Genomic DNA, 21203 nt, shown 5'->3' on the forward strand with positions numbered 1-21203 from the left:
ATCAGAGGTTCTTCATGATCTCCCGCATCAGGACGGCGGTCTCGCTGGGGGTCTTGCCCACGCGGACGCCGACCTTCTCCAGGGCCTCCTTCTTCGCCTGCGCGGTGCCGGCGGAGCCGGACACGATCGCGCCGGCGTGGCCCATCGTCTTGCCCTCGGGCGCGGTGAACCCGGCGACGTAGCCGACGACCGGCTTCGTGACGTTCTTCTCGATGTAGGCGGCGGCGCGCTCCTCGGCGTCGCCCCCGATCTCACCGATCATCACGATGGCGTCGGTCTCCGGGTCGTCCTGGAACGCCTTGAGGGCGTCGATGTGGGTGGTCCCGATGATCGGGTCGCCGCCGATGCCGACGCAGGTGGAGAAGCCGATGTCGCGCAGCTCGTACATCATCTGGTACGTCAGCGTGCCCGACTTGGACACCAGGCCGATGCGGCCGGGGGTCGTGATGTCGGCCGGGATGATGCCCGCGTTGGACTTGCCGGGCGAGGCGATGCCGGGGCAGTTCGGCCCGATGATGCGGGTCTTGTCGCCCTTGGACCCGGCGTACGCCCAGAAGTAGGCGGTGTCGTGCACCGGGATGCCCTCGGTGATGACCACGCAGAGCGGGATCTCGGCGTCGATCGCCTCGACGACGGCGTCCTTGGTGAACTTCGGCGGCACGAAGACGACCGACACGTCGGCGCCGGTCTTCTCCATGGCCTCCTTGACGGTGCCGAAGACGGGCAGCTCGGTGCCGTCGAAGTCCACGGTCGTGCCGGCCTTGCGGGCGTTCACGCCGCCGACGACCTTCGAGCCGGCGGCCAGCATGCGGCGGCCGTGCTTCGAGCCCTCGGAGCCGGTGATGCCCTGGACGATGATCTTGCTGTTGTCGGTGAGCCAGATGGCCATCATGCACCTGCCGCGGCGAGTTCGGCGGCACGCTTGGCCGCGTCGTCCATGGTGTCGACCTGCTGGACGCCGCTCAGTGCGGCATCGGTCAGGATCTTGCGTCCGAGCTCGGCGTTGTTGCCGTCGAGGCGGACGACGAGCGGCCGGTCGACGGCCTCGCCGCGCTCGGCGAGCAGCTTGTAGGCCGAGACGATCCCGTTGGCGACGGCGTCGCAGGCGGTGATGCCGCCGAAGACGTTGACGAACACCGACTTGACGTCGGCGTCCGACAGCACGATCTCCAGCCCGTTCGCCATCACCTCGGCGGACGCGCCGCCGCCGATGTCGAGGAAGTTGGCGGGCTTCTGGCCGCCGAACTCCTCGCCGGCGTAGGCGACCACGTCCAGGGTGGACATGACCAGGCCCGCGCCGTTGCCGATGATGCCGACGGAGCCGTCGAGCTTGACGTAGTTGAGGTCCTTGGCCTTCGCCGCCGCCTCCAGCGGGTCGGCCGCGGCCTTGTCCTCGAGCTTGTCGTGCTCCTGGCGGAACCCGGCGTTGTCGTCGAGGGAGACCTTGCCGTCGAGGGCCTTCACCTGGCCGTCGGCGGTGAGGATCATCGGGTTGACCTCGACCAGCGTGGCGTCCTCGTCGGTGAACACCGCCCACAGCCGCTCGATCAGCTCGGCGGCGCCGTCGAGCGCCTCCTCGGGCAGCCGGCCCTGCTCGGCGATCGCGCGGGCCTTGGCCCGGTCGACGCCGTCCAGCGGGGAGATCGGCACCAGCCCGAGGCGGTCGTGCGGGACCTCCTCGATCTCCACGCCGCCCTCGACGGAGCAGATGGACAGGAAGGTGCGGTTGGCGCGGTCGAGCAGGAAGGAGAAGTAGAACTCCTTCGCGATCGCCGAGCCCTCCTCGACCAGGACCTTGTGGACCGTGTGGCCCTTGATGTCCATGCCGAGGATCCGGCCGGCGAGCGTCTCCGCCTCGTCGGCCGTGTCGGCGAGCTTCACGCCGCCGGCCTTGCCACGGCCCCCGGTCTTCACCTGGGCCTTGACGACGACCTTCTTGCTGCCCGCGGAGAACAGTTCCTCCGCGATGGCGCGCGCTTCCTGGGGTGTAGAGGCGACCTTGCCGGTGGGCACCGGTACCCCGTACTCGGCGAAGAGTTCCTTCGCCTGATGTTCGAACAGGTCCACGAGGGCGTCCTTTAACGGATCGACAGCCAGATGACCACGCGAGTGGGGGTACACGGGTGTCCGTGCGGCCGGCACTCCGCGGTCCGCTCCGTCGATGCAGCCTAGTCAACCCCGGTCCGTGCTGCCGCCGCCGGGTCCGTTTGTCACCCGGAGTCCGGAAACCGCAGGGTGCGAGGCGTGCCGGGGCGGGCACATTCGTTCGCGAGGACGATGAGCTGATTGGCGTACTTTGATGTAGTTGTGTCAGGCCAGGGGGGAGACAGCGGCCATGGAGGACGACCGGGGGGACGTGCGCGCCGCCGTCGTACCCGCGCCCGCCCGGCCCGTTCCCGTGCGCGGACGCCCCGCGCGGCGCCGGACGCGCCGGATCCGCCGCGTCCGCCGCGGCGCCGCGTTCCTCGTCGTCGCCGCGCTCGTTGCCGTGGCCGGGGCGAACGTGCCGGAACCGGCGGCGCCCGGCTGGGCGAGCCCCGGCCTGGTGGGCGGCGGCGGATGGCCCTTCGCGGGCGTCCCGCTCGATCCCGAGGACACCGACGGCGCCGCGTACCTGCCCGACAGCTCCGCCGTGCGGCTCAAGGACGGCCGGGTGGAGCTGATCCCGTCCGGCGGCGACACCCCGCTCGTGGTCGCGGCGGACGACCCGCGGGTGGCGCAGGCGGTGCGGTCCGACAGCTCGTGGCTGGCGTCCGGCATCATCCCGGAGGGCCCGACGGACTCCGGCTTCCGGGACATGGCGGCGCGGGCGCTGCTCGACCTGCGGCTCCTCACCCCGCCGAACGGCGCGACGCTGGCGTCCTGGTTCGGGGCGTGGCGGTACTCCTGGCCGCGCGACTCCGCGTTCGCCGCCGCCGCGTTCACCGTGACGGGGCATCCGTCGGAGGCGCGGCGCGTCCTGCGGTTCCTGGCGCGGGTGCAGACCGACCAGGGGCTCTGGGCGGCGCGGTACAACGCCGACGGGACCGCCGTGACGGACGGACGGCCGCCGCAGCTCGACTCGCTGGGCTGGGTGCTGTGGGCGAGCTGGCTCTACCGGACGAAGGCGCCGGACGCCGGCGACCTGCCGGAGCTGTGGCCGATGGTGCGGCGCGCCGCCGACCACCTGGCCGGGTCGCTGGACGCGGAGGGCCTGCCGCCCCCGTCGTCGGACTACTGGGAACGCGACCACGGGAGCGAGCAGGATCCGCGGCGACCCACGCTCGGCGTGGTCGGGCCCGCGCTGGCGGGCCTGCGGGCGGCGGCGGCCCTCGCGCAGAGCTACGGCCAGGACGGCGAGGCGGCGCAGTGGCGGGCCGCCGCGCACCGGATGTCGGCGGCGCTGGACCGGCAGTTCGCGCCCTACGGGTATCCGCGCTCGCCGGTGGAGGACGGGCTGATGGACACGTCCGTGACGTTCGTCGCCCCGCCGTTCGCGCCGTCGGATCCGGCCGTGGCCACCGCCGTCGCGGACGCCGAGCGCAGGCAGGCGCTGCCGAACGGGGGCGTGCTGCCGGGCGAGAAGTGGTCCGGCGCCCCGGACGTCGCGTGGACGCCGGAGACCGCGCTGTTCGGGCTGTCCGCCGCGGCGGGCGGGCGCGGAACCGAGGCGATCGCCCGGCTCGGCTGGCTGTCGGCGCACCGGACGGCCCTGGGGGCGCTGCCCGAGAAGGTCGGCCCGACGGGCCGCCAGGCGGGCGTGGCGCCGCTGGGCTGGACGGACTCGCTGGTCCTGCTGACGCTGTCGGCGCTGCGCGACCCGCTGCCGATCCCGCCCGCGTCCTGACCGCCGCATCGGATCAGGCGAACTGCTCGTAGCCCATCTTGAGCACGAGCGCGGCGACGACGCACAGCAGGACGATCCGGACGAACCCGGAGCCGCGGCTGATCGCCATCCGGGCGCCGAGCTGGGCGCCGACCGCGTTGCAGACGGCCATGCCGAGCCCGAGCGCCCACAGCACGTGGCCCTGCGCCGCGAACACCACGAGCGCGCCGAGGTTGGTCCCGGCGTTGATGATCTTCGAGGTGGCGGACGCGTCGACGAAGTCCATGCCGAGCAGCGCGGTGAACGCGACGACCAGGAACGTCCCGGTCCCGGGGCCGACGAGGCCGTCGTAGAAGGCGATCGCGACGCCGGGCACGAGGATCGCCGCGGCCAGCCGGCGCCGGGTGCGCAGCACGAGCCGGGGGACGCGGCCGAGGTCCGGCTTCAGCACGACCAGCGCGGCGACCGCGAGCAGCACCACCATGATCACGGGCTTCAGGACGTCCGAGGAGATCGCCGCCGCGCACAGCGCGCCGCCGGCCGCGCAGCACACCGCCAGGGCCGCCGCCGGACCGGCGACCCGCACGTCCGGCTTGGCCTTGCGCGCGTAAGCGATCGCGGCCGAGGTGGTGCCCGCGATGGAGCCGAGCTTGTTGGTGGCGAGCGCCGTCGCGACCGGCTGGCCGGGGTAGAGCAGCAGCATCGCGGGCAGCTGGATCAGCCCGCCGCCGCCGACCACCGCGTCGACCCAGCCCGCCGAGGTGGCGGCGGCCAGCATCGGAAGGACCTGCTCGGCGTGCACGGGACCTCCCGGAAGTAATGGGTATTCCAGGTATGACCATAACGCCCCGGAAGCGCCGACCGAGAGATGGCCGCCCAGGGTGGCTCTGGCGGCGGCGCCGGCGCTGACGGCGCGGGATCAGCAGGCTGATCTATGTGAGGACCTGCACGGTCGCCACCGGGCGCTGAGCCGCGGGTCAGCGCGGGGCCGGGGCGGCGATCCGCTCGCCGCGGATCATGACGGCGGCGACGCGGGTCAGGGCGCCGATGTCGGCGAGCCGGTCGCCGTCGACGACGACCAGGTCGGCGTCGTGCCCGGCGCGCAGCAGGCCCTTGCGGTCGCCGAGACCGCACTCCTCCGCCGCGCGGGACGTCGCCGACGCCAGCGCGTCGGCGGCGGGCACCCCGCCGCCGACCAGGCCCTCGACCGCCGACGGCAGGATGCCGTGGGCCTTCCCGGAGCTGATCCCGCAGTCGGCCCCCGACACCAGCCGCACCCCGGCGCGGTGCATCGAGGCGGCGTGCCCCTTCCGGTCGTCCAGCGTCATGCCGAACCGCTCCAGCAGCGCCAGCACGGGGCCGGCCGGTTCCACCCCGGCCGCCTTCCCCAGCGTCGGGCAGACCGTGATCTCCTGCCGGGCGAGCGCGTCGAGCAGTTCGCCGGGGATCCGGACGCCGGACTCGGTGAGGCACGTGCAGTGCTCGATCCCGTCCGTCCCGGCCCGCACGGCCTGCTCGACCGCGGCGAGGCCGTGCGCGTGGACGGTCACGGGCAGCCCGGCGCGGTGCGCCTCCTCGACGATCAGGCGCAGGTCGTCGTCGCCGAACTGGCACAGCGACACCTCGGTGCCCGGCGTCATGACGCCGCCGCTGCCCATGACCTTGACGACGTCCGCGCCGCGTTCGGCCCGCTCCCGCACGGCGGCGCGCAGCCCGTCCGGTCCGGCCGCCTCGCCACCCATGGACCAGCAGTGGCCCCGCGCGCTGGTGATCGGCGGCCCGGCGGCGACGATCTGCGGGACGGCCCGCTCCGGCCCCCGGTCCCGGCGCTCCAGCACGGCCCAGCGCCGGTCGCCGAGGTCCCGAACGGTCGTCACCCCGGCCGCCGCCTGGTCGCGCAGGGCCCGGTCGATGACGGCGCCGAGGTCCGCGTCGGTGTAGTCGGCGAGCCGGTCCAGTGCCCCGTTCCGGCTGTCGCCGCACAGGTGGACGTGCATGTCGATCAGGCCCGGCAGGACGGTGCCGCCGGGGAAGTCGGCCACCTCCCAGCCGTCCGGGATGGGCGCGTCGGCGGGCTCCACACCGCGGATACGGCCGTCCTCGACGAAGACGGCGGCCCCGCCAGGCAGCTCCCGCTCCCCGTCGAACGCACGTCCCGCCCGTATGACCGGCATGGGATTGCCCCCGTTCCTCGTCCCCGCCACCATCATCGCCCGACCAGGGCGAACGCGGGTAGTCCCCTCAGGCCCGTGGCCGGATGAGGGCAGCGGAGAGCATCGTGACGGCCAGGAGCGCCGCTGCGATCCCGAAGGCGACTTGGGCCGCGGACGCGGGCCCGTGCGGCAGCGTGCGGAAGAACGCGGTGCCGAGGACGGCGATGCCGAGCGTCCCGCCGAACTGCTGGACGGCGTTGAGCAGCCCCGCCGCCGAGCCCGTCTCGTGCGACAGGACGCGGGACAGCGCCGCCGTGAAGAACGGGACGGTGAACAGGCCGTTGCCCGCGCCCGCGACGGCCAGCGCGCCGAGCAGCGGCCACGGGTAGGCGTCCGGGCAGGCCCGGTAGACGGCGATCGCCGCGCAGACCCCGGCCAGCATGATCGCGAGCCCGGCGAACATGAGCCGCGGGCCGAACCGCGGGACGAGGCGGGCGCCGGCGAGCCACGACGCCGCCGCCATGGCCGCCGACCAGGGCAGCAGCGTGAGCCCGGCGTTCAGCACGTCCCGTCCGAGGCCCAGCTGGATCTGCAGCACGACCACGACCATCAGCCCGTTCATCACGGCGAAGAGCAGCGTCGAGGTCACCAGCGCGGCGGGGAAGCCGCGGTCGCGGAACAGGCTCGGTTCGATGAGCGGGTCGCCGGCCCGGCGCTGGTGCAGGCCGAACACGGCCAGTACCAGCACGCCGCCGGCGAGCATCGCCCACATCCAGCCCGGCCATCCGGCCGAGTTGCCCTGGATCAGCGGGTACACCACCAGCGCGGCGCCGGTGACGGCGAGGATCGTGCCGGTGATGTCGAGCCGGGGCCGCCGCTCCGCGCGGTCCTCCCGCAGCACGGGCACGGCCGCGAGCACGGCGGCGGCCGGCGGGATGTTCACCAGGAACGCCGCCCGCCACGACAGCGCGTGCGTGAGGACGGCCCCGAGCACCGGCCCGCAGATCGCGGCCAGCCCCATGACCGGCCCGATGCTGCCGAGCGCCTTCGCCATCTCGCGGCGTCGAACATCGCGCGGATCAGCCCGAACGTCTGCGGGATGATCAGCGGCCCCGCCGCGCCCTGCACGGCGCGCGCCGCGATCAGCGCGCCCGCCGCCGGCGCCAGCGCGCAGCACAGCGACGCCACCGCGAACCCGGCCACCCCGGCGGCGAACACGCGGCGCCGTCCCGCGATGTCGCCGAGCCGCCCGCCGGCGATCAGCAGGACGGCGAACGGCAGCGTGTAGGCGGCGCTGAACCACTGGATGGCCGGCTCGCCGCCGCCGAGGTCGCCCTGGATCACCGGCGCCGCGACCTGGACGATCGTCGCGTCCAGCAGGTTCATGGCCTCCGCCACCAGCAGCGTGGCGAGGGCCGCCCACCGCCACCGGTACGCGCCGGCCGCCCGCGTCCCCTCGTGCACCTCTTGCGCCTGCATGGCACGTCCCCTTTCGGTTTCATGCCATAGCCTCAAAGAGGAGCCGTATAACCTTCCAATCACAGCGCGCGAATGGCGGATATCTTCCATCCGTTCGGCTGAAATGAGGGATCGTCATGCTGGACGACCTGGATCGCGCCATCATCCATGCGCTGAACATCGACGGGCGCGCCCCGTTCAGCCGCATCGCGGAGGTCTGCGGCGTCTCCACGCAGACGGTGGCGCGCCGCTACCGGCGGCTGCGCACCGAGGCGGGCCTGCGCGTCGTCGGCGTCCTGAACCGCGACACCGGGCCCGAGACGCAGTGGACGGTCCGGCTGACCTGCACGCCCGCGGTCACGCAGACCCTCGCGCGCTCGCTCGCCGCGCGGCCCGACACCTCCTGGGTCAAGCTGACGTCCGGCGGGACGGAGATCTTCGCGATCGTGCACGTCCCCGACGGCACGGGTGGCACGGGTGGCAGGGAAGGCACAGGCGCCCCGCACGCGATGCTGCTGCGCGACGTCCCGCGCCGCGCCGGGATCACCGCGATCTCGGCGCACTGCATGCTGCACACCTACCTCGGCGGCCCGACCGCCTGGCGCGGCATCACCCGCGCGCTGTCCCCGGAGCAGCGGGAACGGCTGAGACCGCCCGCCGCCGAGGCCGCCGACCCGCGCCCGCTCGGCCCCGCGGACCACGCGCTGCTGGACGTCCTGCGGCACGACGGCCGCGCCGGCTACACCGACCTCGCCGCCGCGACCGGCTGGTCACAGGCGACGGCCGCGCGCCGCCTCGCCGGCCTGCGCGCCCGCGGCACGCTGTTCTTCGACGTCGAGGTCGACTCCGCGCTGCTCGGCGGCACCACGCAGGCGCTGATCTGGATGCAGGTCGAACCGGGGCGGCTCGACGACGTCGCCACCGCCATCGCCGGCCACGACGAGCTCGCCGTCGTCGCCGCGACCACCGGCCCCACGAACCTGCTGGCGCAGGCCCTCTGCACGGGGCCCGCCGACCTGCACCGCTACCTCACCCGCGACCTCGGCGCGCTGGACGGCATCCGCACCCTGGAGACCGCCCCGGTGCTGCGCACCCTCAAACGCGCCGGAGCCCTCAGAGCTTCTCCACCGGGGCGAAGCGCAGGACGAGGCGCTTGACGCCGTACTCGCCGCCGAAGTCGACGCTGGCGGCGGCCTTGTCGCCCGCCCCGTCCACGGACACGACCGTGCCGAGGCCGAAGGAGTCGTGGGTGACCTTGTCGCCCGGCGACAGGGCCGGGACCTCCCGGTTGCCCGGCGACCTCACGCCGGGCCGGGCCGCCATCCGCGACATCGCCGACGACGACGTGGACGACGCCTCGCGCTCCCACTCGACGAGCGTCCCCGGGACCTCGCCGAGGAACCGGGACGGCGGGTTGACCTGCGGCGCGCCCCACGAGCTGCGCATCGTGGCGCGGGACAGGTACAGCCGCTGCCGCGCGCGCGTGATGCCGACGTAGGCGAGGCGGCGCTCCTCTTCGAGCTCCTTGGGGTTGCTCATGGCGCGCAGGTGCGGGAAGACGCCGTCCTCCATGCCGGTGAGGAACACGACGGGGAATTCCAAGCCCTTGGCGGTGTGCAGGGTCATCAGGGTGACGACGCCCTGGTCGGTCTCCTCGGGCTGCTCGCCCGGCGGGACGGGCCCGCCCTTCGCGCCGCCGGGGATGGAGTCGGCGTCGGCGACCAGCGCCACCTGCTCCAGGAAGTCGGGCAGCCGGCCCTCGGCGGACTCGCCGTCGAGCCGCTCTTCGAACTCGCGGGCGACGGCCTCCAGCTCGCGGAGGTTCTCGACGCGGGTCTCGTCCTGCGGGTCCTTGGAGGCCTGCAGCTCGGCGAGGTAGCCGGACTTGTCGAGGATCCGGACGACCAGGTCGGCCGGCGTGAGCGACTCGGCGGCGGCGCGCAGCTCGTCCAGCAGCAGGACGAACTCGCGGACGGCGTTGATCGACCGGGTCGCCATGCCGGGGACGTCCTCGGGAACGCGCAGCGCCTGCCAGAACGAGATCCGCTCGCGGGACGCGTACGCCTCGACGCACGCCTCCGCGCGGTCGCCGATGCCGCGCTTCGGCACGTTCAGGATGCGGCGCAGCGAGACGGTGTCCTCGGGGTTGGCGAGGCAGCGCAGGTAGGCGAGCAGGTCGCGGATCTCCTTGCGCTCGTAGAAGCGGACGCCGCCGACGACCTTGTAGGGAAGGCCGACGCGGATGAACACCTCCTCGAACACGCGGGACTGCGCGTTGGTGCGGTAGAAGATCGCGACGTCGCCGGGGCGGGCGTCGCCGGCGTCGGTGAGCCGGTCGACCTCGTGCGCGACGAACGCGGCCTCGTCGTGCTCGTTGTCGGCGACATAGCCGGTGATCTTGTGGCCCTCGCCCTGGTCGGACCAGAGCCGCTTCGGCTTGCGGTCGGCGTTGCGCTCGATGACCGCGTTCGCCGCCGACAGGATCGTCTGCGTGGAGCGGTAGTTCTGCTCCAGCAGGATCGTGGTGGCGTCGGGGTAGTCGCGCTCGAACTCCAGGATGTTGCGGATCGTCGCGCCCCGGAACGCGTAGATCGACTGGTCGGCGTCGCCGACGACGCACAGCTCGGCGGGCCGGACCCCCTCGACCGGCGCGGTCAGCTCGCGGACCAGCTCGTACTGCGCGTGGTTGGTGTCCTGGTACTCGTCGACGAGGACGTGCCGGAACCGCCGCCGGTAGTGCTCGGCCGCCTCCGGGAACACCTGCAGCAGGTTGACCGTCATCATGATCAGGTCGTCGAAGTCCATCGCGCCGGCCTGCTGCAGCCGCGCCTGGTACATCTCGTAGGCCTCGGCGAGCGTCTGCTCCATGTGCGTGGACGCGCGGTTCTTGAACGTCTCGTAGTCGATCAGCTCGTTCTTCAGGTTCGACACCTGGGCGCTGAACGACTTCGGCGGGTACCGCTTGGGATCGAGGTCCAGCTCGCGGCAGACCAGCGCCATCAGCCGCTGCGCGTCGGCCTGGTCGTAGATCGAGAAGCTCGTGGGGAACCCGAGCCGCTTGGCCTCGCGGCGCAGGATCCGCACGCAGGCGGAGTGGAACGTCATCACCCACATGGCGCGCGAGCGCGGCCCGACGAGGGCGTCGACGCGCTCCTTCATCTCGGCGGCGGCCTTGTTGGTGAAGGTGATCGCGAGGATCTGGCCGGGGTGCGCGTCCCGCTCGCCCAGCAGGTGCGCGATCCGGTGGGTGAGCACGCGGGTCTTCCCGGACCCGGCGCCCGCGACGATCAGCAGGGGGCCGCCGGAGTGCACGACGGCGGCGCGCTGCTGCTCGTTCAGGCCGTCGAGCAAGGGGTGAGCTTCGGTCTTCGACATCACGTGCGAGTGTACGGCGCGGAGCGGACGTTTTCGGCTCGGTCGCCGCCGCGCGCGGGTGACCGTCCGCTTCCCCGGCGTCACGAGTCCGGATGAGGACAGCGCCCGGACCGGCCGCCTTTCCGGGTTGACTCGACCTTGTGAGGAGCGGAGCGTAAGCCGGGCGGGCGGTCCCGCAGGAGGCACCGCCGCCGCATCCCGCCAGGTGAACGCCGGGGATGCCGCATGGCCGCCCGCGGTCGCGCAGGGCCATCGGAGGTCCGCGCACGGTGACGGAAGGTGGCATCGATGACGATCCACCCGGAGGAAGTCCAGATCCAGAACGGCGGCCGGCGGGACATGGAGGTCCCCGCGTCCCTGATGGGGCGGATGGCGCCGCCGCTGCGCATCGAAGGGGCGGTCCAGGCCGTCCGCCGTCCGGCCGCGCGCCCGGTGCCGATCCCGGTGCCGCTCGCGACCGGGCACCGCTTCCTCATCTACAAGCAGGACCCGTCGGTCACCGGCCTCGGCGTCCGCCCGGTGTTCGTCCCGACGGTCGTGCTGAACGGGCCGGCGGACGCGCGCGTCCAGACGGAGCTGCAGGGCGCGACGCCGGTCGCCCGCAACGCCAACGGCGACTTCGTCTTCACCCCCAACACGCCGCAGTTCGACTGCGCGCACGCGTTCGCCGTCGTCCGGCAGACGCTGGCGATGTACGAGCGGCACAACGGCGGCGACCCGATCCCGTTCGCGTGGAACGTCGGCGGCAACACCGACCGCATCACGGTGTTCCCGCACGCGGCGGAGGGCGCCAACGCCTTCTACAGCCGCACGGCGAAGGCGCTGAAGTTCCTGTTCTTCACGCCGCAGGGGCAGCCGCCGTCCAACGTGCTCTACACGTGCCGCTCGCTGGACATCGTGTCGCACGAGACGGGCCACTCGGTGCTGGACGGGCTGAAGCCCGGCTGGCTGGCGGCGGGCAACCCGCCGCAGACCGGCGGCCTGCACGAGTCGTTCGGCGACCTCACCGCGATCTTCCTCGCGCTGTCGCAGCCCGACCAGGCGGAGGCGTTCGTCGCGCTCACCAAGGCCAACCTGCACGACAAGTCGTTCCTGCCGGAGCTGGCGGAGGAGTTCGGCAAGGCGCTCGGCATGCCCGCCGGGCTGCGCAACGCCGACAACGACCTCAAGCTCAGCGAGGTCGGCAACGAGGTGCACGCGATCTCGCAGGTGTTCACCGGCGCGGTCTACGACGTGCTGGCCGACGTCTACCTGTTCGAGACGGCCCGGCAGCGCCGCACCAGGGACGCCACGATCCTGCTGATCGAGGTCGCGAACCAGCTGTGCAAGCTGCTGTTCGACGCGATCGTGGCGGCCCCGGCCACCGGCGCCCGGTACGTCGACGTCGCGAACAAGATGCTGCAGATCTCGGCGAGCCGCGGCGACCCGGCCATCTACCGGACGTTCATCCGCAACCGGTTCGCGGTCCGCGAGATCACCACGGCGGCGACCCCGCTGCGCGATCTGATGAGCGGCGAGATGCGGATGACCGACGCCGACTACACCGGCGACGGGCAGGACGTCACGGAGGTCGAGCCGCACGACGAGCACTCGGCGAGCCTGCGCGCCGAGCAGGACCGGTCGCTGTGCTGCGGCACCATGCAGATGCCCGAGTACCAGGTCGTCGATCGGGAGAAGCTGGCGAAGCGCGGCTCGCTGGAGGACGATGACATCCTTCGCGACGAGCTGGACGAGCTGCGCCGCGCCTTCAGCAAGTGAGCGGGTAGCGGGCGAGGAGCCGGCCGGTGTGCGCGAGGGTGGGCACGCCGGCCGGCGGGGCCCGGCGAGGGAGGTCGGACGGCATGCGCGTGACGATCGAGAGCACCGGCGGCTTCACCGGCCGCGAGGCGGTGGTCGCGCGGTACGACACGTCCGACCTGCCCGCCGGCCGGGCGGACACGGTCCGGCGGGCGGTGCGCGCGCTGGACGCCGCGCAGGCCCGCGGCGGCACCGGCGAGGTCGGCGCCGACCTGCCCGGGTACCGGGTGACGGTGGACGACCCGGACGGCGCCGCCGCGCCCCGCGTCTACGAGGTGCGCGGCGACCCGTCCGAGCCGTCCCCGATCACGGCGCTGCTCGCGGGCCCGGACTGACCGGGTCCGGCGCTGCTCGCGGGCCCGGACCCCGATCAGGTCTTGCGGTGCTCGCGGGCCGACTCGGCCGCGGCGTGCACGGCCGCGAGGTCGGCGCCGGTCGCGGCCATCGACGCGGCGGCGACCGCGCCCTCGACCAGCGGCGCGTCGGCGAGCAGGACGTTCTCGCCGTCGGCGTCCTCGATGAGCATCTTGGCGGTGAGCACGGAGCTGCCGATGTCGGCGAGCAGCAGCACGCCGTCGCCGCCGTCGGCCCGCTGGACGGCGTCCTCGACCAGGTCGATGCTGGTGCCGAGGCCGCCCTCGGAGTCGCCCCCGGCCGGCTCAACGACGGCCTTGCCGACGCCCATCGCGCGCGCCACCTCGGCGACGCCCTCCGCGAGCGTCCGGCTGTGCGAAATGATCACGATTCCGACCATCGGCTCACTCCTGCCCGGTGACGTCGGCGAGCGCGCGCAGGATCAGGGCGGTGGACGAGGCGCCCGGGTCCAGGTGGTCGACGCTGCGCGGGCCGAGGTAGCTGGCGCGGCCCTTGCGCGCCTGCATGGGGACGGTCGCCGCGGCGCCCGCGTCGGCGGCGTCGGACGCGGCGCGGACGCAGGCGGCGAGGTCCGCGCCGTCCGCCAGGGCGGCCTCGTAGGCGGCGACGGCCGGGGCCAGCGCGTCGATCATGGTCTTGTCGCCCTCGTTCGCCTGGCCCAGCTCCTGGACGCCGTCCAAGGCGGCCTTCAGGGCGGCACCGAGCGCGGCGGCGTCCGCCTCGGCGGCGTCGCCGAGCGCCTTGCCGGCGCGGCGCAGCGCCGTCCCGTAGAGGGGTCCGGACGCGCCGCCGGTCTTGGAGACGATGGCCCGCCCGGCGGCGACCAGCACCTTGCCGGGAGGGGCGCCGTCGGGGAGCGCGGCGACGGCGGCGGTGAAGCCGCGGTGGAGGTTGTGTCCGTGGTCGCCGTCGCCGATCGCGGCGTCGAGCCTGGTCAGCCGCTCGGCGTCGGCGGAGACCAGCTCGGCGGCGTGCCGGATCCAGGACGCGAAGGCCGGCCCGTCCATCATCGGCCCCACCGCAGCGCCGGGGTCTCGACGGGGGCGTCCCAGAGCCGGGTCAGGTCGGGCGTCAGCCGGCACACGCTGATCATGCAGCCGGCCATCTCCAGGCTGGTGACGTACGGGCCGACCAGCGGCCGGACGACCGTCGCGCCGTGCCCTTCGAGCCAGCGGGCGGCCGCCGCGTAGGCGATGTACTGCTCCATCAGCGGGGTGGCGCCCATCCCGTTCACCAGGACCAGGACCTCGGAGCCGGACAGCGGCATGTCCGCGTCGATCGCGCTCAGCGAGGCGTCCACGATCGCGTCGGCGGTGGCCAGCGGGACGCGTTCGCGGCCGGGCTCCCCGTGGATGCCGATGCCGAGCTCCATCTCACCGTCCGCGAGCTGGAACGTGGGCTCCCCGGCGGCCGGAACCGTGCACGGGGACAGCGCGACGCCGAACGAACGGCTGCGCTCGTTGACCTCGCGGGCGACGGCGGCGACGGACGCCAGGTCGGCGCCCTCCTCGGCGAGCGCCCCGGCGATCTTCTCGGCGAACAGCGTGGCGCCGGTGCCGCGCCGCCCGGCCGTGTAGAGGCTGTCCTCGACGGCGACGTCGTCGTTGACGATGACGGCCTCGACCTCGATGTCCTCGTCCTCGGCCAGCTCGGCGGCCATCCGGAAGTTCAGAACATCGCCCGTATAGTTCTTGACCAGGTGCAATACGCCCGCGCCGCCGTCGACCGCCATCGTCGCGGCGATGATCTGGTCCGGCACCGGCGAGGTGAACACCTCGCCGCAGCAGGCCGCGTCGAGCATGCCGTAACCGACGAACCCGGCGTGCAGCGGTTCGTGCCCGGAGCCGCCGCCCGACACCAGGGCGACCCTGCCGGTGCGCGGCGCGTCCGCCCGCACGACCGTGCCGTTCTCCGGGTCGACCCGCAGCGACGGGTGCGCGGCGGCCAGCCCGCGCAGCGCGTCGGCGACCACGGCCGCCGGGTCGTTGATGAGTTTGCGCATGTCTCAGCTCTACCCCGGCGCGGCGCCGCGTCCCAGGCCCAATCACGATCTTCACGCGGCGGATATCGGGATGCCGCCGGCGGGCGGCCCGTCATAGGTTGCATCCGTGACCAAAGCGCCCACGTTCCTGTTCGACTGCGACACCGGCATCGACGACGCGCTGACCCTGCTGTACCTGGCCTCGCTCGTGCGGGCGGGCGAGGCGGAGCTGGCCGGGGTCGGCACGGTGCACGGCAACATCGACCCGCTGACCGGCGCGCTCAACACGCTGCGCGTGCTGGAGGCCGCCGGGGTGAAGGCGGGCGAGCAGGGGGTGCCGGTCGCGGCCGGCGCCGCCCGCCCGATGGCCCAGGACGTCCATTACGCGCTCGACTGGCACGGCACGGACGGCCTCGGCGACACGCACCTGCCCGAACCGGCGGGACGGCCGGTGGCGGAGTCCGCCGCCGTCCAGATCGTCCGGCTGGCGCGGGAGCGGCCCGGCGAGCTGACCCTGCTGGCGACCGGCCCGCTGACCAACCTCGGCACGGCGCTGCTGCTGGACGCCGAGCTGCCCTCGCTGGTCCGCGAGGTCGTCGTGATGGGCGGCGCGTTCGGCCATCCCGGCAACATCACCACGCACGCCGAGGCGAACATCTGGCACGACCCGGAGGCCGCCGACCTGGTGTTCGCGGCGGACTGGCCGGTCGTGCTGGTCCCGCTGGACGCCACCCACCCGACCGCCGTGCACGACGACTGGCTCGACCGGCTGGCGGCGCACGACTCCCTCGTCGCGCAGTTCGCCGCCCGGATCCTCGAGTTCTACGCCGACGCCTACACGCCGACGCTGCGCCGTCGGGGCGCCGTCATCCACGACGCGCTCGCCGCGATGCTGGCCGTCGACCCGGGCCTCGGCGAGTACGTCCAGCGCCCGGTGCGGGTGGAGCTGCGCGGCGAGCTGACGCGCGGCACGACGGTCTGGGACGCGCGGTCCCTGCCCGCCGAGGACACCCGCCGCCCGGTGAAGGTCGCGGTCGGCAGCGACGTGCGGACGTTCCAGGAACGCCTCCTGGCGGCCGTGCTGTCGTTCTGACCGGCCGCCGTCCGCGATCGGCCAGGGGGTTCGCGGAAAGCCCGATCTTCGGTGTGCCCGTATCCGTTCGGGACATTTATTGTTGAATCCGTGACCAACGTTCTGGACGACAGCGGGCTGCAGCGGATCCTCGCCGTGATGGCGCATCCGGACGACGTCGACTTCGGCTGCGCGGGAACCGTGGCCGGCTGGACCGACCAGGGCATCGAGGTCGTGTACCTGATGGTCACCGACGGCGACGCGGGCGGGTTCGACGACGCCGTGACCCGCGAGGAGATGGCGGTCCTGCGGCGCGAGGAGCAGCGCGCGGCGGCCAAGTGCGTCGGCGTCACCGACGTCCGGTTCCTCGGCTACCCGGACGGCCGGGTCGAGGCCACGCTGGACCTGCGCCGCGACATCGCGCGGGTGATCCGGCAGGTCCGCCCGGACCGGGTCGTGATGCCGAGCCCGGAGCGCAACTACGAGCGGATCTACCCGAGCCACCCCGACCACCGGGCGGTCGGCGCGGCGGCGCTGGACGCGGTGTACCCGGACGCGCGCAACCCGTACGCCTTCCCCGAGTTGCTGGCCGACGAGGGCCTGGACGCGTGGACGGCGCGGGAGGTGTGGATCAGCGGCGGTCCGACGGTGAACCACTACGCCGACGTCACCGAGCAGTTCGACCGGAAGGTGAACGCGCTGCGGGCGCACGCCAGCCAGACGAGCCACATGGGCGACGAGCTGGTGACCATGCTGCGGGGATGGCTGTCGGCGAACGCCAAGGCGGCGGGCTTCGGCGAAGGCCGCCTGGCGGAGGCCTTCCAGGTCGTCGACACCGCCTGATCCGGGGCAGGACGGTCACGCTGCAAATACATCCCGTCACAAGCCGTAATCTTCCCTGAACGGGGCATACATCCGCCGTGTCCTGACTCAGGGGGGATGTCATGCCGCATGAGATCGAGGCCACCGCCACGACCTACGCCGCACCGGAAGTGATCTTCAAGCATCTCTTCGTGGCGGACTCCTGGGACGAGTGGGCCGCGTTCTGGGCCCGCGCCCGGCACGAGGTCGTCGCCTACGACCCGCCGCACCACTGCGGGTACATCGCCCTCGCCGGGCTGCCGCGCGGCTACCGCGCCGACATCGTGCTGGAGCCGCATGGGGTGAACACGCTGATCCGCTGGCGCGGGTCGTTCGACGGCCGCGTCCCGGGCGCCGCGCGGCTGAAGCGGGCGATGCTGCGCCGCCGGTTCGGCTCGTACGCGCGCCGCGTCGCCTGGCACGCCGAGCGCTGCGAGCCGGGCTGCCCGGCCCGGCTGCCCGTCGAGTTCTGATCCCGATACCGCGCTGACCTGCACGGACGCCGCCGTCCCGAGCAGGTGATCTTCCCGTTGCGGCGGGTAGGAGCCGGGTGATCATGGCGGCCCCGGGGGGCGGGCCGCCGTCGCGCGAATCGGGGGATCGCATGCGACGCAGCGTCGCCGTGCTCGCCGTCGCCGCCGGTGCCGCGGTGGCCGTGTGGACCGGGATGACCGCGGACGGGCATCTGCGCCGTACCGTCCACCCGGAGGATCCCGGCGGCGGGGGGCGGCGGGCCGTGACGGTCGCGAAGGCACCGGAGTTCGACGCGCTGCGGCTGCGCGGCGGCCTCCGCGCCTACCTGCGGGGACGGCCGGGACGCGCCGGCGTGATGGCGACCGACCTGCGCAGCGGCCGGACGTTCGGGCTGAACGAGACGTCCCAGTTCGTCACCGCCAGCGTCATCAAGGTCGACATCCTGGCGGCCCTGCTGCTGCAGCACCAGTGGCAGGGGGTCGGGCTGTCGGAGGGCGAGCGGGCGCTGGCCGGGCGGATGATCCGGCGCAGCGACAACACGGCGGCCGACGCGCTGTACGCCGGCATCGGCCGCAATGACGGACTGCGGCGCGCCGGACAAATGTTCGGCTTGGAGCGCACCGATCCGTATCCGGTGTCGTGGGGCTCGTCGTGGACCAGCCCGTCCGACCAGGTCCGGCTGATCCGGTCGCTGGCGTCCGATCCGAGCCCGCTCGCCCCGGCGAACCGCCGGTACGTCCTGCGCCTGATGCGGTCGGTGATCCCCGCGCAGGCGTGGGGCATCAGCGCGGCGGCGCGTCCCGGCGAGCGGGTCGCGCTCAAGAACGGCTGGGTGCCGCTGCGGTACGAGGGCAACGGCTGGGCGGTCAACAGCATCGGCCGCATCACCGGTCCCGGCCACGACTTCCTCGTCGCCGTGTTCAGCTGCGACAGCCCCACGATGGGAGAGGGCGTGGCCACCGTCGAGCACGTCGCGACCGCGGTCGTCTCGGCGCTGCGCGGCACCGACGGGTGACGGCTCTCAGCGGGGCATCAGGTCCTGTGAGCGGTGCGTCAGCGTTCTGTCAGCGCACCCGGTGAGTCTTCGGAGGGCGGCACGAAACCTCCGAAGGAGCAGCTCATGCGCAACACGAACGTCCTGATCTCCGGTGCGAGCATCGCGGGCCCGGCCCTCGCGTACTGGCTCGACCGGTACGGGTTCGAGGTCACGATCGTGGAGCGGGCGCCCGCGATGCGTCCCGGCGGCCAGGCGATCGACGTCCGGGGCCCCGCCCTCGACGTCGCCGATCGGATGGGCGTCCTCGACGCGGCGCGGGCGCTGGCCACCGACCTGCGCGGGATGTCGATCGTCGGGCAGGACGGCGAGGAGGTCTTCAGCACCACCGAGCGCACCGCCAGCGGCGGCGACCTCGCGAGCCCGGACGTGGAGGTCCTCCGCGACGACCTCGCCGAGCTGATCGTCGGCGCCGGGGGCGACGGGATCGAGTACCTCTTCGACGACTCGATCGCCGGGATGGAGCAGGACGACGAGACGGTCCGCGTCATCTTCCACGGCGGCACGACCCGGACGTTCGACCTGGTCATCGGCGCCGACGGCCTGCACTCCAACGTCCGGCGGCTCGCGTTCGGCCCCGAGGAGGCCTTCCTGCGGCACCTCGGCGCCTACCTCGGCGTCTGGACGGCGCCGAACCTGCTCGGCCTGGACGGCTGGCAGACGATCTTCCCGGTGCCCGGGAACGCGTGGGGCGCGATGGCGATGAGCGTCCGCGGGAACGGCGAGCTCCGCGTCTACATGGGGTTCGACTCGCCGGAACCGGTCCCCTACGACCCGCGCGACGTCCAGGACCAGAAGCGGCTGCTCGCGAGCCGGTTCGCGGACGCCACCGGCGCGATCCCCGGGCTGCTGGAGACGATGGACGGCGCACCGGACTTCCACTTCGACGCCATGGCGCAGATCCACATGGACTCCTGGTCCAAGGGCCGCGTCGCCCTGCTCGGCGACGCCGGGTACTGCGGCTCCCCCGCGTCCGGGCAGGGCACGAGCATGGCGATGGTCGGCGCTTACGTGCTGGCCGGCGAGCTGAAGGCCGCCGGCGGCGACCACCGCGCGGCGTTCGCCGCCTACGAGGCCGAACTCCGCGACTTCGTCACCGCGAACCAGGAGATGGCCCTCGCGAACATGGACCGCAACCGCGACCGGGTGGCGGCGGAACTCGGGGTGGCCGACGCGAGCGAGGAGCGGATGGACGACGTCGCCGCCGTCACGAACTCCTACAAGCTGCGCGACTACTGAGGCCGGGGTCGGGCTGAGCGGCGGGCCGGCCGCCCAGCGGGGAGTGCCCGGTGGGGTCAGCCGCGGATGCGGCGGGTGAGCTTCTTGCCTTCGGCGGCGTTCACCCCGAGGCAGGTGACGGCGCGGTCGCCGTCGCGCCAGGAGTCGGCGGTCGGGTAGTAGAACGACCGCGCCAGGTGCGCGGCCGCCGGGTCGCGGTCGAGCCGGCGCTGGATGCGCAGCTTGCACCCGGCGGAGGCCAGGTCGCTCATCCGCTGGTCGTCCGGCATCACGGTCTGCGTCAGGTTGAAGACCGCCAGCACCTCGCCGTCGTGCGGGCCGGTGCAGGGCACCTTCTTGACGCTGTCCACCTCGACCGGCGGGGCGGACGGGCCGCCGGAGGAGACCGGGTCGTTGATGCAGTCGCCGACCTTCATCTTGTACGCGTCGATCTTCTGCGGCCTGGTCGTCTTCGGCTTCGGCGTCCCGTCCGGGCCGGAGGCGGACGACGAGGAGTCCGAGCCGGAGATCATCAGGTAGCCGATCACCGGGCCCACGATCCACAGGGCGGACAGCACGATGCCGGCGACGGCGAGGCCGCGGCCCTTGCCGCCGCGCTCGCCGATCTGGCGGAGCGAGATGACGCCGAGGACGGCTCCGACGATGCCGAAGCAGCCGAGCAGGCCGGTCACGAACGCGGCGATCGCCACGCCGTTCGTCTTGTCCTGCGGCGACCCGGCGGCGTACCCGGGCCCGACCGGCATCGGCGGGGACGGATAGGGGTCGTGGAACCCGGCGCCCGGCTGCCCGGGCCCGGGGGGTGGATAACTCATGGGCAGCGACCCTGCCACACCCCGCCGCCCACGTGATCATGATGCCCGACATTCCGGACATTACATTTTGCTCACACCCATCCCTCCCCCGTACTCCCGCCTACGGGGCCGAACTCCGCGACTACTGAGCGGGCGCAGGAAGCGTCAGCCGCCGACACGGCCGGTGAGCTTTTTGCCCTCGGAGACGTTCTCCACCTGCACCGGCGGGACCGAGTCATCGGCCGGGGCTCCCGCCATCGCGGGATCGTCGATGCAGTCACCGATCCGCATCGTCGGCGCGTCGATCTTCTGTGTCCCGGTCACGGTCGGCCGCGGCACGGTCGACAGGTCCGCGTACGACGAGCCGGACCGGGAGAACGCCAGATAGCCGGCCACCGACCCCACGGTCCACAGCGCGGACAGGACGATGCCCGCGATGGCGAGGCCGCGTCCCTTCTCTCCGCGCTGCCCGATCTGGTTGAGCGCGACGGCACCGAGAACGATGCCGAGAATGCTGCAGCAGCCGAGCAGGCCGGTGACGAACGCGGCGATGGCCAGGCCGTTCGTCTTCTGAGGAGTGCCGTCGCGCGGCGGCGGGGCGGTGGGGCGTGCCCAGGGATTCGGCTGCCCCGGGCCGGAAGGGAAGGTCACGGGCAGCGACGCTGCCACACCCGCCCTCGCAACGATCATGGTTCCCGGCAATCCGGACATTACATTTCGCTCACAGTCATCGAAACGCCGCATCCCTCCCACGCGCATTGGATTGCG

19 protein-coding genes and 1 pseudogene are annotated in these 21203 nt (G+C 73.3%); 9 read left to right on the forward strand and 11 right to left on the reverse strand.

The annotated features are described in order from the left end of the window. Window position 1: 1 nt before the first annotated feature. Both sucD and sucC read right to left on the reverse strand, forming a co-directional pair. Window positions 2-889, reverse strand: coding sequence for a succinate--CoA ligase subunit alpha (gene sucD, locus ABD296_RS25185; protein ID WP_344271906.1), 888 nt, complete (start codon window positions 887-889; stop codon window positions 2-4). After that, window positions 889-2067, reverse strand: a complete 1179-nt coding sequence (sucC, locus tag ABD296_RS25190; protein ID WP_344271762.1) for an ADP-forming succinate--CoA ligase subunit beta — start codon at window positions 2065-2067, stop codon at window positions 889-891. Before sucC ends, sucD begins: the two co-directional genes overlap by 1 nt. Window positions 2068-2335: 268 nt before the next feature. On the opposite strand from sucC, the gene ABD296_RS25195 reads away from it, so the two are divergent. Then, window positions 2336-3826 carry a glycoside hydrolase family 15 protein gene (locus tag ABD296_RS25195; RefSeq protein WP_344271765.1) on the forward strand — a complete coding sequence of 497 codons (1491 nt, stop codon included), beginning with the start codon at window positions 2336-2338 and terminating at the stop codon, window positions 3824-3826. Window positions 3827-3839: 13 nt separating this feature from the next. Here ABD296_RS25195 and ABD296_RS25200 read toward each other — a convergent pair whose 3' ends face one another. The 3 genes and pseudogenes from ABD296_RS25200 to ABD296_RS25210 all read right to left on the reverse strand — a co-directional run bounded on the left by ABD296_RS25200 (window position 3840) and on the right by ABD296_RS25210 (window position 7527). Further along, entirely contained in the window at window positions 3840-4607 is a 768-nt protein-coding gene (locus ABD296_RS25200) for a sulfite exporter TauE/SafE family protein (protein ID WP_344271768.1), read from the reverse strand. 175 nt (window positions 4608-4782) lie between these two features. Then, a complete protein-coding gene (locus tag ABD296_RS25205; RefSeq protein WP_344271771.1) occupies window positions 4783-5979 on the reverse strand; it encodes an amidohydrolase family protein in 1197 nt (398 codons plus the stop codon). Window positions 5980-6046: 67 nt separating this feature from the next. Then, window positions 6047-7527, reverse strand: a pseudogene (locus ABD296_RS25210) (MFS transporter). A gap of 26 nt (window positions 7528-7553) precedes the next feature. Here ABD296_RS25210 and ABD296_RS25220 point away from each other — a divergent pair. Further along, window positions 7554-8573 carry an Lrp/AsnC family transcriptional regulator gene (locus ABD296_RS25220; RefSeq protein ID WP_344271781.1) on the forward strand — a complete coding sequence of 340 codons (1020 nt, stop codon included), beginning with the start codon at window positions 7554-7556 and terminating at the stop codon, window positions 8571-8573. Here the strand turns inward: ABD296_RS25220 and pcrA are convergent. Beyond that, on the reverse strand, window positions 8530-10791 hold the full coding sequence (gene pcrA / locus ABD296_RS25225) for a DNA helicase PcrA (protein ID WP_344271784.1): 2262 nt from the start codon (window positions 10789-10791) through the stop codon (window positions 8530-8532). The genes ABD296_RS25220 and pcrA overlap by 44 nt on opposite strands. Before the next feature lie 288 nt (window positions 10792-11079). On the opposite strand from pcrA, the gene ABD296_RS25230 reads away from it, so the two are divergent. Beyond that, complete coding sequence (locus ABD296_RS25230; RefSeq protein WP_344271787.1) at window positions 11080-12549, forward strand: gluzincin family metallopeptidase; 1470 nt, start codon at window positions 11080-11082, stop codon at window positions 12547-12549. Window positions 12550-12632: 83 nt separating this feature from the next. Beyond that, on the forward strand, window positions 12633-12923 hold the full coding sequence (locus ABD296_RS25235; RefSeq protein ID WP_344271790.1) for a protealysin inhibitor emfourin: 291 nt from the start codon (window positions 12633-12635) through the stop codon (window positions 12921-12923). Window positions 12924-12958: 35 nt separating this feature from the next. Here ABD296_RS25235 and dhaM read toward each other — a convergent pair whose 3' ends face one another. From dhaM to dhaK, 3 genes are read right to left on the reverse strand one after another with little or no spacing between them, the layout of a single operon-like run. Then, the gene (gene dhaM / locus ABD296_RS25240) at window positions 12959-13342 is read right to left on the reverse strand and encodes a dihydroxyacetone kinase phosphoryl donor subunit DhaM (protein ID WP_344271793.1); all 384 of its coding nucleotides are present in this window, start codon (window positions 13340-13342) and stop codon (window positions 12959-12961) included. 4 nt (window positions 13343-13346) lie between these two features. Continuing rightward, a complete protein-coding gene (gene dhaL, locus ABD296_RS25245) occupies window positions 13347-13973 on the reverse strand; it encodes a dihydroxyacetone kinase subunit DhaL (protein WP_344271795.1) in 627 nt (208 codons plus the stop codon). Beyond that, complete coding sequence (gene dhaK / locus ABD296_RS25250; protein WP_344271797.1) at window positions 13970-14965, reverse strand: dihydroxyacetone kinase subunit DhaK; 996 nt, start codon at window positions 14963-14965, stop codon at window positions 13970-13972. The genes dhaL and dhaK overlap by 4 nt, the downstream gene beginning before the upstream one ends. A gap of 106 nt (window positions 14966-15071) precedes the next feature. Between dhaK and ABD296_RS25255 the strand changes: the two genes are divergently transcribed. From ABD296_RS25255 to ABD296_RS25275, 5 genes are all read left to right on the forward strand, one after another. Beyond that, window positions 15072-16037: a nucleoside hydrolase gene (locus ABD296_RS25255; RefSeq protein ID WP_344271800.1), complete on the forward strand. Its 966-nt coding sequence runs from the start codon at window positions 15072-15074 to the stop codon at window positions 16035-16037. A gap of 138 nt (window positions 16038-16175) precedes the next feature. Further along, a complete protein-coding gene (locus ABD296_RS25260; RefSeq protein WP_344271909.1) occupies window positions 16176-16859 on the forward strand; it encodes a PIG-L deacetylase family protein in 684 nt (227 codons plus the stop codon). Window positions 16860-16960: 101 nt separating this feature from the next. Then, complete coding sequence (locus ABD296_RS25265) at window positions 16961-17350, forward strand: SRPBCC family protein (protein ID WP_344271802.1); 390 nt, start codon at window positions 16961-16963, stop codon at window positions 17348-17350. Between the two features lie 131 nt (window positions 17351-17481). Further along, window positions 17482-18366: a serine hydrolase gene (locus tag ABD296_RS25270; RefSeq protein WP_344271805.1), complete on the forward strand. Its 885-nt coding sequence runs from the start codon at window positions 17482-17484 to the stop codon at window positions 18364-18366. A 105-nt stretch (window positions 18367-18471) separates the two neighbouring features. Further along, the gene (locus ABD296_RS25275) at window positions 18472-19644 is read left to right on the forward strand and encodes an FAD-dependent monooxygenase (RefSeq protein WP_344271808.1); all 1173 of its coding nucleotides are present in this window, start codon (window positions 18472-18474) and stop codon (window positions 19642-19644) included. A gap of 56 nt (window positions 19645-19700) precedes the next feature. On the opposite strand, the gene ABD296_RS25280 is transcribed toward ABD296_RS25275, so the two are convergent. Beyond that, window positions 19701-20456: a DUF4190 domain-containing protein gene (locus ABD296_RS25280; protein WP_344271810.1), complete on the reverse strand. Its 756-nt coding sequence runs from the start codon at window positions 20454-20456 to the stop codon at window positions 19701-19703. A 144-nt stretch (window positions 20457-20600) separates the two neighbouring features. Next, window positions 20601-21086 carry a DUF4190 domain-containing protein gene (locus tag ABD296_RS25285; protein WP_344271813.1) on the reverse strand — a complete coding sequence of 162 codons (486 nt, stop codon included), beginning with the start codon at window positions 21084-21086 and terminating at the stop codon, window positions 20601-20603. Window positions 21087-21203: the final 117 nt, after the last annotated feature.

Source organism: Actinomadura napierensis, from assembly GCF_039529375.1.
Lineage (GTDB): Bacteria > Actinomycetota > Actinomycetes > Streptosporangiales > Streptosporangiaceae > Spirillospora > Spirillospora napierensis.